Below are 13,535 nucleotides of genomic sequence, written 5' to 3' on the forward strand. Positions count from 1 at the left end.
GTCAGTGATCCCGAGAGGTGATGAAACCGGCGATGTCCAGGAACTGGGCGCGCACGCCGGGCGGCATGTCCGCGTCGGCGAGGTGGCGTCCCGCGGCGTCGAGACGGTGCTTGGCCTCCTGCTCGGCCCAGGTGCGGCCGCCGGCCTGGTCGACCAGCGCGGCGGCCTCGCGCAGGACGTCCTCCGGCAACGGCCCGGGGCGGGCCAGCAGCTCGGCCAGGCGGTCGCCGGCCTCGGTGCCGCTGGTCAGGGCGGCGACGACCGGAAGGCTCTTCTTGCGGGCACGCAGGTCCGACAGGACGGCCTTGCCGGTCACCTGAGGGTCGCCCCAGATGCCGAGCAGGTCGTCGGCCAACTGGAAGGCCAGGCCGGTCTCGGTGCCGAAGGCCGCCAGCGCGGAGACCAGCGCGGGCGGGGCGCCCGCCGCCATCGCGCCGATCGAGCAGGCGCACGCGAGCAGGTCACCGGTCTTCCTCGTGGCCATCCGCAGGCATTCGCCCAGCGTCACGTCGTCACGTCGCTCGAACTCCAGGTCGAGGGCCTGGCCGGCGATGAGGCCGCGCACGGCCCGGCTCAGCGCGTGTGCCGCGGCGAGGTGGCCAGGGCTTCCGCGCTCGACGAGAAGCTCCGCGGCGAGCCCGAGCAGGGCGTCCCCGGCGAGGATCGCCTCGGAGCGGCCGAACACCGTCCAGGCGGCGGGACGGTGCCGGCGCATGCGGTCGCCGTCCATGATGTCGTCGTGGAGGAGCGAGAACGCGTGCACAAGCTCGACCGCGGCGGCCGCCGGCCCGCACTCCTCGTCGCTCCCGCCGGCCGCCCTCGCCGACAGGAAGGCCAGCGCGGGTCGCAGCGCCTTCCCGCCCGCCGGTCTCCCCTGGGAGGTCCAGCCGAAGTGGTAGGCGGCGACGCCCGCCGTCATCGGGTCGAGCCGGGCGACGGCCTCCCGCAGGACGGGGTCGACCAGCCCCCGGGCGGCGGCCACCACCGGTGGCACGACCGCGGTCATGAGGCGGTTCCCTGTCGCAGGTGCCGCCTGGCCAGGCGGGCGGCCTGGAGTCCGCTGCGCACGGCGCCCTCCATCGTGTCGGGCCAGCCCGTGTCGGTCCACGCGCCGGCGAGGTAGAGGCCGGGCCACCGGGTGGCGGCCGGCGGGCGGAGCGCGCCACTGCCCGGCCGCTGACGGAAGGTGGCCCGCTTCTCGCGGGTGACGAAGAAGTCGGTCAGCCGGGCGTGCCGGGTGCCGGGGAGCAGCCGGTTCAGCGCCGGGACGAACTCCTCCCTGATCTTCGCGGTGGGCATGTCGATCCACCGCTCCGCCGCCGACACCGAGATCGCCAGGTACTGCCCGGTATCCAGACCCGCGACCCGGGTCTTGTCGAAGATCCACTGAATGGGCGAACCGACCACGGCGACGAACGGCGGATCCATGACCCGGCGGTCATAGACGGCGTGCACGTTGACGATGGGGCTGGCCGAAAGGCCGCTCCAGCGGTCCCGGCCCGGCGCCGCCTCGGCGGGGACGAGCCTGGCGGCCTGCTCGTGCGGGGTGGCGACGACGACCGCGGAGGCCGGGACCCGGACGCCGTCCACGACCAGGGACGGCAGGCCGGGGGAGCCGAACTCGACCGCGCTGACCTTCGCCGACAGGCGGACCTCGCCGCCGCGTCGCCTGATGGCCGTCTCGGCGGTGGCGCCGTGCAGTTCGCCGAGGGGGACGGCCGGGACGCCGATGTCGGCGGCGTCGGCGCGGCCGAGCAGGGCGGTCTTGAACACCATCACCGCCGGCCCGAGGGCCGCGTCCTCGACGCCGATGTTCAGCGCGGCCACCGCGAACAGCTCCCACAGGGCACGCCGCGCCGGGTCGCGCTGCCCGTGCGCGGCCAGCCAGCTCCCCAGGCCCACACGGTCGAGCGCCGGGTCGGCCGGGTCGAGCCGCGACAGCGCGAGCGACCCGAGCACCGCCCGCGCCCGGTCGGCGGGCGGCAGCAGCGTGTACGCCGCGAGGGCGGGCATCAGGTGCAACGGCCCGGGGAGCGCGGCCCGGCGCAGCCGCCCCCGGCGCCCGGAGGGGGTGATGACGTGGACGTCGAAGCGGTCCTGCAGGTGCACCCTCGCGGTGGCGCCGATCCTGTCGAGCAGCCCCCGGTAGGCGGTGCAGCACCGCAGGAAGACGTGCTGGCCGTTGTCGACCACCAGCCCGTCCCGGTCGAACGAATGGGTGGCGCCGCCGAGCCTCGGCCGGGCCTCGTAGAGCGTCACGGGCAGGCCCGCCTCCGCCAGGGCCACGGCGGCGGCGATGCCGGCGAGCCCGCCGCCGACCACCGCGACCGGCGCCATCGCGCTCACCTGCCGGCTCCTGTCGCCCGCGCCAACGGGCTCACCTGCCGGCTCCGGCGAGGGCCCGGGCGGCCACCATCGCCTTCTCCCAGGTGGGGAGCGACGGCCTGGCGTCCAGCGCGCGGGCGGGGTGGGAGGCGATGCGGTCGAGCAGCGACCGGTAGATGCCCGCCATCGCGGCCGTGCACGCGGCGCTGCGCCGGTCCAGCAGCGGCAGCAGACGCATCCCCTGGCCGTACCAGTCGCGTGCCCGGTCCGCCTCGAACCGGAGGAGCCGCGCCAGGCGCTGCGGCGGGTCGGTGAACCGGCCGCGGGAGTCGATGTTCAACGTGCACCCGAATCGTTCGAGGTCCTCGAGGGGCAGGTAGACGCGGCCGGCGAGGCGGTCCTCGCGGACGTCGCGGAGGATGTTGGTGATCTGCAGCGCCACTCCGAGGGCGTCGGCGAGCGGCGCGGCCACGGCGGGGTCCTCGGCGCCGAACACGCCGAGCGAGAGCCGCCCGACCGACCCGGCGACCCTGCGGCAGTAGGTAAGCAGGTCGTCGAAGCTCTCGTACGTCACGCCGCGCACGTCGGCCGTGCAGCCGTCGATCAGTTCCTCGAAGGCGGGAAGCGGGATCGGGTAGCGGCCGACCGCGTCGTTCAGGGCGACCAGGACGAAGTCGGCCTCGTCGGGACGCGCCGCGCGGAGCGCCGCCCGCGCGTCCGCCAGCCGTGCCAGCCGCTGGTCGACCGGCCCCTCGGTGTCGCCGATGTCGTCGATGCGGCGGGCGAAGGCGTACACGGCGCTGAGCGCCCGGCGTTTGGGGGCGGGCAGCAGGCGGATCCCGTAGGAGAAATTGCGTGCCCGGGCGCGGACGATCTGCTCGCACCGCCGGTACGCCGTGGACGCGGTCACCGGTTCACCTCCTTGTGATGCTGGTCATGCCTGTCACGCCGGTCGCGAGCAGGCGCAGCCAGGCGCCCGCGAGCCGGGCGCGGCGCGGGCGTACGGCACGGCCGAGGACGTCGTGCCCCGAGCGCCGCAGGGCGGTCGCGGTGGCGCGGCCCCCGGCGACGTAGCCCGCCACCGCGACACGCGCGGGCCCGGCCAGGGACACCACCAGCGGCACCCCGTTCCCGAGCAGCCGTACGGCCCGTTCGACCTGCAGGGCCACCACCCGGCGCAGCGTCGCCGGGGTCGTGGTTCCGGCGAGGTCGTCCTCGGTGCAGCCGAAGCGGCGCAGGTCGCGGCCGGGCAGGTAGATCCGGCCCCGCGCGTAGTCCTCACCGACGTCCTGGCAGTGCTCCAGTACCTGCAGCGCCGAGCACACCCCGTCCGACCAGGCGAGCCTGCGGGGGGTCGCCGCGCCGAAGACGTGCAGCACGAGGTGCCCGACCGGGTTCGCCGACAGCTCGCAGTATCCGAGCAGGTCGTCGAAGGTCTCGTAGCGGCTGACGACCTGGTCGCGACGGTTGGCCTCGGCCAGCCGCCGCAGCGGCTCGGGCGGGATCGCGCACGCCTCGACGGTCGGCGCGAGCGCTCGGATGTACGGCAGGCGCGGCGCCGCCCCGGCGTACAGGCGGGCGAGGTCCGACTCGACGGCGTCCAGCAATCGCAGCCGCTCGCCCGGCTCGGCCTCGTCGCCGACGTCGTCCACGAAACGCGCGAATCCGTACACCGCTGAAAGGTGGGCGCGGTATCGGCGGGGCAGCAGCCGTAAGGCCACCGGGAAATTCTCGCGGGCGGCCTTCGACATGAGGTCGTCGTTACTGTCCAGCCGTGCTGACACCGCTACGGAATTCCCGTGTCATTGCAGGTGAAACGGCATCTGTTGAATACATTGCGCCGCCTCGATCATGAATTTACGCGTTTCCGCGCAGCGGCGGGCGCCGGCGGGGAAAGTATTGGGAATTCACCGTTGAAACGGCGAAAGGAACTGTTTCGGGGAGCGCGCCGAGGAGGACCGTCGTGGCCAGCCCATCAGGTGACGCCGTGGTCGCGCAGCGGTCCGACGCGCAGCCCCATGGCGCGGCAGCGGGCCACCACCTCGGGCAGGGCGCCGAGGGCCGCCCGCCACGATCCGGGGGCCGAGGTGTGGTCGGTGTCGTGGAGCAGCACGGTCGCCCCGCCCCGCAGCCCCGGGGCCAGCGCCGCCATCACCGAGGCCGGGCTCGCCGCGGACGTCCAGTCCCTGCCCCAGACGGTCCACAGCACCGGTCGCAGCCCCGCCGCCCGGGCCGCGCACAGGGTCTCGGCGCTGAGCACCCCGTACGGCGGCCGGTACCAGGCGGGACGGGCACCGCTCACCGCGTGCGCGAGCTCGGCGGCCCCGCGGACCTCTCTCGTGACGCGGCCGGGGCGGGCGAGGAGGGCGTTGACGTGCCGCCAGCCGTGGACGGCGAGCTCGTGTCCCTCGGCGACGATGCGGCGCCCCACCTCGGGGTGGCGTTGGAGCATCTCGCCGAGGACGAAGAACGTGGCCAGGCACTCCAGCCGCCGCAGTTCGTCGAGGAAGCGGGGCGTGGAGACCGGGTCCGGCCCGTCGTCGAAGGTCAACGCCACATGGCCGGGGCTCCCCAGCCCCGCCAGGGCGGGCAGCCGGCGCCGTACGACGGGAAGCCACGTCGCGGCGGGGCCGGCGTGCAGCAGCGCCAGCCCGGCGACCGCCGCCGGTACGACGGCACGGCCCCTGCCCTGCGGTGCTGGGCGGGCCGAGGACGCCCTGGTCATGGCCATCTCAGCGCCGCCTGGAGGTGGCCGTGACGGCGCGGCGGAGGCTGCTGATCCTGACCGCGAGCATGGGCGCCGGGCACGACGGCGTCGCCGCCGAGCTGGCCGGGCGGCTGGAGGCGGAGGGCGCCGAGGTAGAGGTCATCGATGTCCTCCGGTTGCTCCCGATGCGGCTCGGCGCGGTGCTGCGCGGGTGGTACCGCTGGACGGTCAGACGGGCGCCGTGGCTCTACGAGCTCATCTACCAGGTCTTCTTCGTCGCCAAACGGGCGCCGTCGGCCTCCCCGGTCACGGTGCTGATCGCGTCCCGGCTCGCGCGGCTGATCGGCCGCCGCCCGCCCGACGAGGTCGTCTCGGTCTTCCACGTGGCCGCCCAGGCGACCGGGTGGCTGAGGCGGCACGGGCGGCTGCCGGCACCCGCCACGGTGCTGGTGACCGACTTCGCCGTCCACAGGCTGTGGACGGACGGCGGCAACGACCGCTACCTGTGCCCGGCCCCGGCCGCGGTCCGGCACATCACCGCCGCGACCGGTCGTCCCGCCTACGCCTGCGCCCCGGTCGTGCGGTCCGCGTTCACCGTGCGTGGGCGACCGGCGGGGCAGGCACGTGCCCGTATCGGGGCGGGACCGGACGATCTGCTGGTGCTGGTCTCCGCCGGAGCGTGGGGCGTGGGGCACGTGGCCGGGACGGCCCGCCTGCTCGCCCGTTCCGGCCGCTACACCCCGGTCGTCCTGTGCGGGCGGGACGCGCGGCTGCGGCGCCGTCTCCAGCGGGCCGGGCACGGCATCGCCCTCGGCTGGCGCGACGACCTGCCCGACCTCATGGCGGCGGCCCACGCGCTGGTCGACAACGCCGCCGGGCTGACCTGCGAGGAGGCCTTCGCCGCCGGGCTGCCGGTCGTCTCCTACCGGCCCATCGCCGGGCACGGCCGCGACGGCGTGCTGGCCATGGCACGCGCGGGCGTCAGCCTGCACGCGCCGGACGCGGCGGCGCTGCTGGACGCGCTCGACCGGCTCAGGGACGAGCGGCGGCGCGCTCTCCAGATCGCCCGCGCCGGCGCCCTGTTCGCGTCCCCACCGGCGCAGACCGCCCTGATCACCGCCGGAGGCCGGGAACGTGAGGCCCGGAGCCGGTGACCGGCCTAGGTCGCGTAGCGGTCCACGGCCACGATCTTGCCCGCCACGTGGTGGAGCACAGCCACACCGCCCTTGCGGAGGTGGGGATCCTCGACATGGCCCTCGAAGCGGCTCTCGCACATCGCGGAGATCAGTTCGGGCAGCACCTTGCCGTGCCCGCACAGCGCCGTGGGCTCACCCTCGTCCAGCAGGGACAGGGCGAGCGCCAGCGTCAGCGGCGGGTCGTGGTCGGTCTCGGTCAGCAGCCGCTCGGTGCGGATCCGCAGCGCCTCCTCGGCGGCGTACGGCAGCAGCGTCTGCACGCATCGCCTGCTCGGTGAGCTGACCAGCGAGGTGGGGCGGTAGCCGGTCAGCAGCTCGGCGACCGTCCTGGCCTGCTCCTGTCCGGCCTCGTCGAGCGGGCGCAGGTCGTCGTCGCCGTGCCAGTCCTGGCGGTTGCCCGCGTACCCGTGCCTGACCAGCACGAACGGCGTGGTGTCCAGTGGGGCGGCCATGAGGGCCCGCAGCAGCCCGGCGTCCCATTCGTACGTCAGCCGGGTGCGCGCCTCCTCCAGGGACAGCCACTCCAGCGCGTCGACCTCGTCGGAGGGGTCCTCGGCGACCTGCTCGACGACCCGGGCCGCCCAGTAGTCGACCCGCTTGAGCCGCCCGCCCTTGAGGTAGTGCACGGGCGGCAGGTGGCGGCCGAGCGCGACGCTCAGCCCGGTCTCCTCGGCGACCTCGCGGACCGCGCCCGCGACCACGTGCTCGCCCGGCTTGAGCTTGCCCTTGGGGAACGACCAGTCGTCGTACTTCGGCCGGTGGACCACGGCCACCTCGGGCGCCCGGAGGTCGCCCCGCCACACGACCGCGCCGCCGGCCCTGATCAGGTCGGTGGGCTGGATCTGGCCCTCAGTCATCGATCGTCCTCCACCGGCGGGTCGAGACCAGGTGGGACTGCAGGTCGGTGAGCGGCTCGCCGTTCTCCCCCTGGTGGTGGCGCACCCAGGTGCCGTCCCCGTTCAGCCACCACGTGCTCGTGGTGTCGGCCATGGCGAGGTCGAGCAGCTCCGACAGGTACGCCCGGTGCTGGGCGCTGTTGACCTTCACCAGGGCCTCCACGCGGCGGTCGACGTTGCGGCGCATCAGGTCGGCGCTGCCGATCCAGATCTCCGGCCGGCGGCCGCCGCCGAACTCGTAGATGCGGGAGTGTTCGAGGAACCTCCCGAGGATGCTCCTGACCCGGATGTTCTCCGACAAACCCGGGACGCCGGGCCGCAGCGTGCAGACCCCGCGCACGACGAGGTCCACCGGCACGCCGGCGCGGGAGGCGGCGTACAGGGCGTCGATCAGCGGCTCGTCCACCAGGGAGTTGGTCTTGATCCGGATCCGCGCCGGGCGCCCGGCCTGGTGGTGGGTGATCTCCCGCTCGATCCTGGTCAGCAGGCCGGCGCGCATCGAGTGGGGCGCGACGAGCAGGCGCCGGTAGGCCGAGTGGTGGGAGTAGCCGGTGAGGTGGATGAACAGGTCGGTGATGTCCTCGCCGACCAGCGGGTCGGCCGTCAGGATGCCGAAGTCCTCGTACTGCCGGGCCGTCTTGGGGTTGTAGTTGCCCGTGCCGATGTGGCAGTACTGGCGCAGCTCGCCGGAGGCCTCCTGCCGCACCACCAGGGCGAGCTTGGCGTGGGTCTTGAGCCCGAGCACGCCGTAGACCACGTGGCAGCCGGCCTTCTCCAGCTTGCGGGCCCAGGTGATGTTGGCGTGCTCGTCGAACCTCGCCTTGATCTCGACCACGACGACGACCTGCTTGCCGGCCTCGGCGGCGTCGATCAGCGCGTCCACGATGGGCGAGTCGCCGCTGGTGCGGTAGAGGGTCTGCTTGATGGCGAGCACGTTCGGGTCGGCCGCCGCCTGCTCGATGAACCGCTGCACGCTGGTGGAGAACGAGTCGTACGGGTGGTGGACCAGGATGTCGCGCTCGCGCAGCACCGAGAAGATGTCGTCCTCGGCGTGGACGGCCTCCGCCGGGACGAAGGGGGGGAAGTGCAGCTCCCCGCGGTCGAGGTCGGCGATCGAGTGCAGCCCGGAGAGGTCGAGCGGGCCGGGCAGACGGTAGATCTCGTGGTCGGAGACGTCCAGCTCGTCGACGAGGAGGTCCAGGACCGCCGGGCTGATGGTGTCCTCGACCTCCAGCCGGACGGGCGGCCCGAAGCGCCGCATCAGGAGTTCCTTCTCCAGCGCCTGCATGAGGTTCTCGGTGACGTCCTCGTCCACGTCGAGGTCCTCGTTGCGGGTCACCCGGAAGACGTGGTGCTCGACGATCTCCATGCCCTTGAACAGGTCGCTCAGGTGCGCGGCGATCACGTCCTCCAGGGGGACGAAGCGGTCCTTGGAGGCGGCGACGAAGCGGGGGAGCTGCGAGGGGACCTTGACCCGGGCGAAGACGGTGTTGCCGTTGGCGGGGTTGCGCACGACGACCGCCAGGTTCAGCGAGAGGCCCGAGATGTACGGGAAGGGGTGCGCGGGGTCCACGGCCAGGGGGGTCAGCACCGGTCGGATCCGCTCGCGGAAGAGCTTGCGCAGGGAGGTGCGCTCGTCCCTGCTCAGGTCGTCCCAGCGGACGATCTCGATGCCCGCGCCGGCCAGTTGCGGGCAGATCTGCTTGTGGAACGTGGCGGCGTGCCGCTGGGCGAGGTCGTCGGCGATGGCGGCGATCCGCGCGAGCTCCTCGCGCGGCTTGAGGCCGCTCTTGGTGCGGAGCAGGAGGCCGGTGGCCATCCTGCGTTTCAGGCCCGCCACCCGTACACGGAAGAACTCGTCCAGGTTGCTGGCGAAGATGGCGAGGAACCGGACCCGTTCGAGCAGCGGGACCTCGGGATCCTCGGCCAGCTCCAGCACGCGCTCGTTGAAATGGAGCCAACTTTCCTCGCGGTTGAGGAAGCGGTCCTGTGGGAGGGGAAGGTGGTCAAGTCCTTCCGGGGAGGGCAGCGCGGCATCGGCGGACATATGTCCAAAATGCCCTGCTCACTTGAACGCTAAGTTAACTTTTCCGCAACGGGGGTCTTAATTACGCTACGCGACCGTGTCGTCGCCGTGGGTCTCGCCCCGCGCGAGCTCCGAGCGCTCCACCAACGGCACCCGCTCCACGAGCTCCACCACCTCGGGCCGCTCGCCCCGCTCGGCCGCGAGCCTCGCCCGCCGCGCGGCGTCCTTGGCCCGCTGCTCGGCCAGCTTCGCCGCCTGTGCCCGTAGCCGCTCCTGGTCACGCAGTTCCCGCGCCCGCAGCTTCTCGCGCTCGCGCAGCTCGCGTGCCCGCAGCTTCTCCTGTTCGCGGAGGAGCTTCTCCTGCTCGCGCTGCTCGCGGGCGCGGGCCTTCTCCTGCTCCTTGAGCTCTCTCTCGCGGGCCTTCTCGAGCTCCTTCAACCCCTTCTCGCGGGCCTTCTCCAGCTCCTTGAGGTGCTTGTCGGAGGCGCGCGGGGCGACGGTGAGCTCGGCGGGCAGCTGGGGCTGGGGCAGGCCGCGCACGGAGGCGGCGGTGAGGCCGGGGTAGGGCTCCAGCCCCGTCAGGCCGTTCCAGGCCAGGTTGACCAGGTGGGCGGCGACCTCCTCACGGCTGGGTCGGCGAGCGTCCAGCCACCACTGCCCGGTGAGGGCCACCATGCCGACCAGCATCTGGGCGTACATCGGGGCGAGCGTCGGGGCGTACCCTCGGTCGGCGAACTGGTCGGCGAGGACGTCCTCGACCTGGCTCGCGATGTCGTTGATCAGGCTGGCGAAGGTGCCGGTGCCGGAGGCCGCGTGGGAGTCGCGCACCAGGATCCGGAAGCCCTCGCTGGACTCCTCGACGTACTGCAGCAGCGCCAGGGCCGCTCGCTCCAGCCGGATGCGCGGGTGGCCGGCGTTCAGCGCGACGCCCACCAGGCTGAGCAGGCGCTGCATCTCCCGGTCGACGACGACGGCGTAGATGCCCTCTTTGCCACCGAAGTGCTCGTAGACGACGGGCTTGGAGACCTTCGCGCTCGCCGCGATCTCCTCTATGGAGGTGCCGTCGAACCCCTTCTCGGCGAACAGGCTGCGGCTGACCCTGATGAGCTGCTCTCGACGCTCCTTCCCGGTCATGCGGACGCGGGAACGGGACTCGGTCATGGGTCTAATCATGACTGCCTGAGCAGGGGCGGCAACCGCCGCTGTCCGCTTTAGTGGAGCTATATCCCGATTTTCACTTGCGGATTCCGCATCCCGGGGGGTGCGGGCCGCCGTAGGGCGGCCCGGCAGAGAGGCTGAGTCAGCCAAGCCGCTTCGCCGCCAGCCGCTCCGGCGTGGGCCACCGGACGTCGTACGCCCAGCCGGCCTGCTCGAACCAGCGGATCACGCGGGCGCTGGGGTCGATCTGCCCCTTGAGCGCGCCGTGCCGGGCCGAGGTCGGGTCGGAGTGGTGCAGGTTGTGCCAGGACTCGCCGAAGGACGGGATCGCCAGCCACCACACGTTGCGGGACTTGTCGCGCACCTCGAAGGCCTCGTCGCCGAACACGTGGCAGACGGAGTTGATCGACCAGGTGACGTGGTGGAGCAGCGAGATGCGCACGAGGCTGCCCCAGAAGAAGGCGGTGAGCGCGCCCATCCAGGACCAGGTGACCAGGCCGCCGATCAGCGCGGGCAGCAGCAGGGACGCGGCCACGAACCAGGGGAACGCCTGGTGGATGCGGTTGACGTCCTTGTCGTTGATGAGGTCCTTGGCGAAGCGCTCCCGGTTGGTGCGCTCGGAGGAGAACATCCAGCCGATGTGGGCGAACAGCAGGCCCTTGGTCAGAGCCTTCCAGTCGTTGCCGAAGCGCCACGGCGAGTGCGGGTCGCCCTCCTTGTCGGAGTACTTGTGGTGGCGGCGGTGGGTGGCGACCCAGTCGATGACGCCCATCTCCAGCGACATGCTGCCGGCGACGGCGAGGACGATCTTCAGGCCGCGCTTGGCCTTGAAGGAGCCGTGGGTGAAGTAACGGTGCAGTCCGACCGTGACGCCGAGTCCGGTGAACACGTAGAAGACCGCGGTGATGGCGACGTCGGTCCAGCCGAGGAAGCTTCCCCAGGCCATGGGCACGGCCGCGACCAGCGCGAGGAACGGGACCGCCACGAAGATGACGAGAAGGACGCGTTCGAAGTTGCTCTTGGGCTCGGGCTCGAGATCGGGCCTGGGCCCCGGCGGGTTCGGACGGTCTACGACAACGGTCATGGGCTACCTCACATGATTCAAGACGAAGTCGGACCTTCTGGAGCTACGTAACCGTAACCTACGCCATCGTAAGTTAGGAATCCCTAAGCTCGGAATGTGGGGAAGGTGACGGTTCGGCACTCATCCCGTGGCGGATCCATGCCTTGCGGATCCATGCCCGCATCTGTTAAAAGCACAGACCCGCCCCTACCCAATGTGCGGTAGGGAATCCCTATAGGGCCCGAGACCCGCCGCTCGACCGCTTCCGGCGGAGGTAATCCGTTGAGCGGTAAGGGGCTGCGGTGGGTATCCTTGTCACCGCGGTTTGGGAAGGTCTCGAATCGGTCCGGCGTAGGGTAATTGGCAGCCCACCTGCCTTTGGAGCAGGGTTGTCCTGGTTCGAGTCCAGGCGCCGGAACTCTTCTTGTGCGCGTCCGCGACGACCGTCGATTCTTGGCCAGGGGGCTGGATCCCGCCGGGGAGGCGACAGGTAAGCTCACGGTGTCGGGTGGGTGGCCGTGCGGTGCCTGACTGGTAGCCGCGGTCGTCCCGCCATGTTTCAGCCGCGACGCCGAGGGAGCCTCAGTCCGTGAGTGTGCCGCGCCCGGCAGCCGTCATCGTCCTCGCCGCCGGCGAGGGCACCCGGATGAAGTCCAGCAAACCCAAAGTCCTCCACGAGCTATGCGGTCGCGCACTGGTCGACCACATGCTGGCCGCCGCCAGAGGGCTCGATCCCGAGCGCCTGATCGTCGTGATCGGCCACGCCCGCGAGCAGGTCCAGGCCCACCTGGACACGACCGGCTCCGACGCTCTCGCCGTGGTGCAGAGAGAGCAGAAGGGCACCGGACACGCCGTCCGCACCGTCCTCGAATCGGTCGGCGCGGTCAACGGCACGGTCCTGGTCACCTACGGCGACACGCCGCTGCTGCGCACCGAGACCCTGGCCGAGCTCCTCGCCACCCACGCGGCCGAGGGCAACGCCGTCACCGTCCTCACCGCCGAGGTCCCCGACCCCACGGGGTACGGCCGCATCATCCGCGACACCACGGGAGCCGTCCTCGAGATCGTCGAGGACAAGGACGCCTCGCCGGAGCAGAAGGCGATCAAGGAGATGAACTCCGGCGTCTACGCCTTCGACGGGCTCCTGCTGGCCGACGGCGTCAAGCGGGTCGGCAGCTCCAACGCCCAGGGCGAGGAGTACCTCACCGACGTCCTCTCGATCCTTCGCGAGGACGGCCACCGGGTGGGCGCCTACGTCGCCGCCGACCACGTCGAGGTCGAGGGCGTCAACGACCGCGTGCAGCTCGCCTTCGCCCGCCGGGTGCTCAACACCCGCGTCCTGGAGGGCCACATGCGCGCCGGGGTCACGATCATCGACCCCGCCTCCACCTGGATCGACGTCGGCGTCGCCATCGAGCGTGACGTGGTCGTCCACCCGGGCACGCAGCTCCACGGCCGCACGTCCATCGCGACCGGGGCCGAGGTGGGCCCGGCGACCACCCTCACCGACACCGCCGTCGGCGCCGGCGCCGTCGTCCGCAACGCCGTCTGCGAGGGCGCCGAGATCGGCGCCGAGGCGACGGTCGGCCCCTACACCTACCTCCGTCCCGGCACCCGGCTCGGGCGCAAGGCCAAGGCCGGCAGCTACGTCGAGATGAAGAACGCCGAGGTCGGCGACGGCTCCAAGGTGCCGCACCTCACCTACGTCGGCGACGCCACCATCGGCGTCGGCACCAACATCGGCGCTGCCACGATCTTCGTCAACTACGACGGCGTCAACAAGCACCACACCACGATCGGCGACCACGTCCGGGTCGGCAGCGACAGCATGCTCGTCGCCCCGGTCACCGTGGGCGACGGCGCCTACACCGCCGCCGGCTCGGTCATCACCAACGACGTCCCGCCCGGGGCGATCGCGGTGGCGAGGGCCCGGCAGCGCAACGTCGAGGGATGGGTCGAGCGCAGGCGCGCCGGCACCGCCTCGGCGGAGGCCGCGCGGCGTGCCGCGGCCTCACAGGACGGCGGGTCCTCCCATCCAGAGGATCTTCCCGAAACGGCCGACCAGGCCGGGCAAGCCGCGCGATCGGGGGAACGAACCCCAGGGAGCGGTAAATGAACCAGTGCGGCGAGCGAACCGAAAGGCACGGCGTAGTCTCGCGGGCGT

General features: G+C 72.3%; 11 protein-coding genes and 1 tRNA gene. 3 read left to right on the forward strand and 9 right to left on the reverse strand.

Features of this window, described 5'->3' with window-relative positions; all coding sequences use genetic code 11:
* Position 1 precedes the first annotated feature (1 nt).
* From KIK05_RS38655 to KIK05_RS38675, 5 genes are all read right to left on the reverse strand, one after another.
* Positions 2-1,006, reverse strand: coding sequence for a polyprenyl synthetase family protein (locus KIK05_RS38655; RefSeq protein WP_214415844.1), 1,005 nt, complete (start codon positions 1,004-1,006; stop codon positions 2-4).
* A complete protein-coding gene (gene hpnE / locus KIK05_RS38660) occupies positions 1,003-2,337 on the reverse strand; it encodes a hydroxysqualene dehydroxylase HpnE (RefSeq protein ID WP_214415916.1) in 1,335 nt (444 codons plus the stop codon). The genes KIK05_RS38655 and hpnE overlap by 4 nt, the downstream gene beginning before the upstream one ends.
* Before the next feature lie 40 nt (positions 2,338-2,377).
* Entirely contained in the window at positions 2,378-3,235 is an 858-nt protein-coding gene (hpnD, locus tag KIK05_RS38665) for a presqualene diphosphate synthase HpnD (protein ID WP_214415845.1), read from the reverse strand.
* A gap of 4 nt (positions 3,236-3,239) precedes the next feature.
* Positions 3,240-4,076: a squalene synthase HpnC gene (gene hpnC, locus KIK05_RS38670; protein WP_214415846.1), complete on the reverse strand. Its 837-nt coding sequence runs from the start codon at positions 4,074-4,076 to the stop codon at positions 3,240-3,242.
* A gap of 224 nt (positions 4,077-4,300) precedes the next feature.
* Positions 4,301-5,056, reverse strand: a complete 756-nt coding sequence (locus tag KIK05_RS38675) for a polysaccharide deacetylase family protein (protein ID WP_250564157.1) — start codon at positions 5,054-5,056, stop codon at positions 4,301-4,303.
* Between the two features lie 23 nt (positions 5,057-5,079).
* Between KIK05_RS38675 and KIK05_RS38680 the strand changes: the two genes are divergently transcribed.
* Positions 5,080-6,186, forward strand: coding sequence for an MGDG synthase family glycosyltransferase (locus KIK05_RS38680; protein WP_308250294.1), 1,107 nt, complete (start codon positions 5,080-5,082; stop codon positions 6,184-6,186).
* A 5-nt stretch (positions 6,187-6,191) separates the two neighbouring features.
* Here the strand turns inward: KIK05_RS38680 and KIK05_RS38685 are convergent, their stop codons facing one another.
* The 4 genes from KIK05_RS38685 to KIK05_RS38700 all read right to left on the reverse strand — a co-directional run bounded on the left by KIK05_RS38685 (position 6,192) and on the right by KIK05_RS38700 (position 11,392).
* Entirely contained in the window at positions 6,192-7,085 is an 894-nt protein-coding gene (locus tag KIK05_RS38685) for an NUDIX hydrolase (RefSeq protein ID WP_214415847.1), read from the reverse strand.
* A complete protein-coding gene (locus KIK05_RS38690; protein WP_214415848.1) occupies positions 7,078-9,171 on the reverse strand; it encodes an RNA degradosome polyphosphate kinase in 2,094 nt (697 codons plus the stop codon). The genes KIK05_RS38685 and KIK05_RS38690 overlap by 8 nt, the downstream gene beginning before the upstream one ends.
* Before the next feature lie 66 nt (positions 9,172-9,237).
* On the reverse strand, positions 9,238-10,311 hold the full coding sequence (locus KIK05_RS38695; protein WP_250564158.1) for a TetR/AcrR family transcriptional regulator: 1,074 nt from the start codon (positions 10,309-10,311) through the stop codon (positions 9,238-9,240).
* 139 nt (positions 10,312-10,450) lie between these two features.
* Complete coding sequence (locus KIK05_RS38700) at positions 10,451-11,392, reverse strand: acyl-CoA desaturase (protein WP_214415849.1); 942 nt, start codon at positions 11,390-11,392, stop codon at positions 10,451-10,453.
* A 324-nt stretch (positions 11,393-11,716) separates the two neighbouring features.
* On the opposite strand from KIK05_RS38700, the gene KIK05_RS38705 reads away from it, so the two are divergent.
* A tRNA-Gln gene (locus KIK05_RS38705) sits at positions 11,717-11,789 on the forward strand.
* A 171-nt stretch (positions 11,790-11,960) separates the two neighbouring features.
* Positions 11,961-13,487, forward strand: coding sequence for a bifunctional UDP-N-acetylglucosamine diphosphorylase/glucosamine-1-phosphate N-acetyltransferase GlmU (glmU, locus tag KIK05_RS38710; protein WP_214415850.1), 1,527 nt, complete (start codon positions 11,961-11,963; stop codon positions 13,485-13,487).
* The last annotated feature ends 48 nt before the right edge of the window (positions 13,488-13,535 follow it).

This window comes from Sphaerisporangium fuscum, from assembly GCF_018531465.1.
In the GTDB taxonomy this organism is placed as follows: domain Bacteria; phylum Actinomycetota; class Actinomycetes; order Streptosporangiales; family Streptosporangiaceae; genus Sphaerisporangium; species Sphaerisporangium fuscum.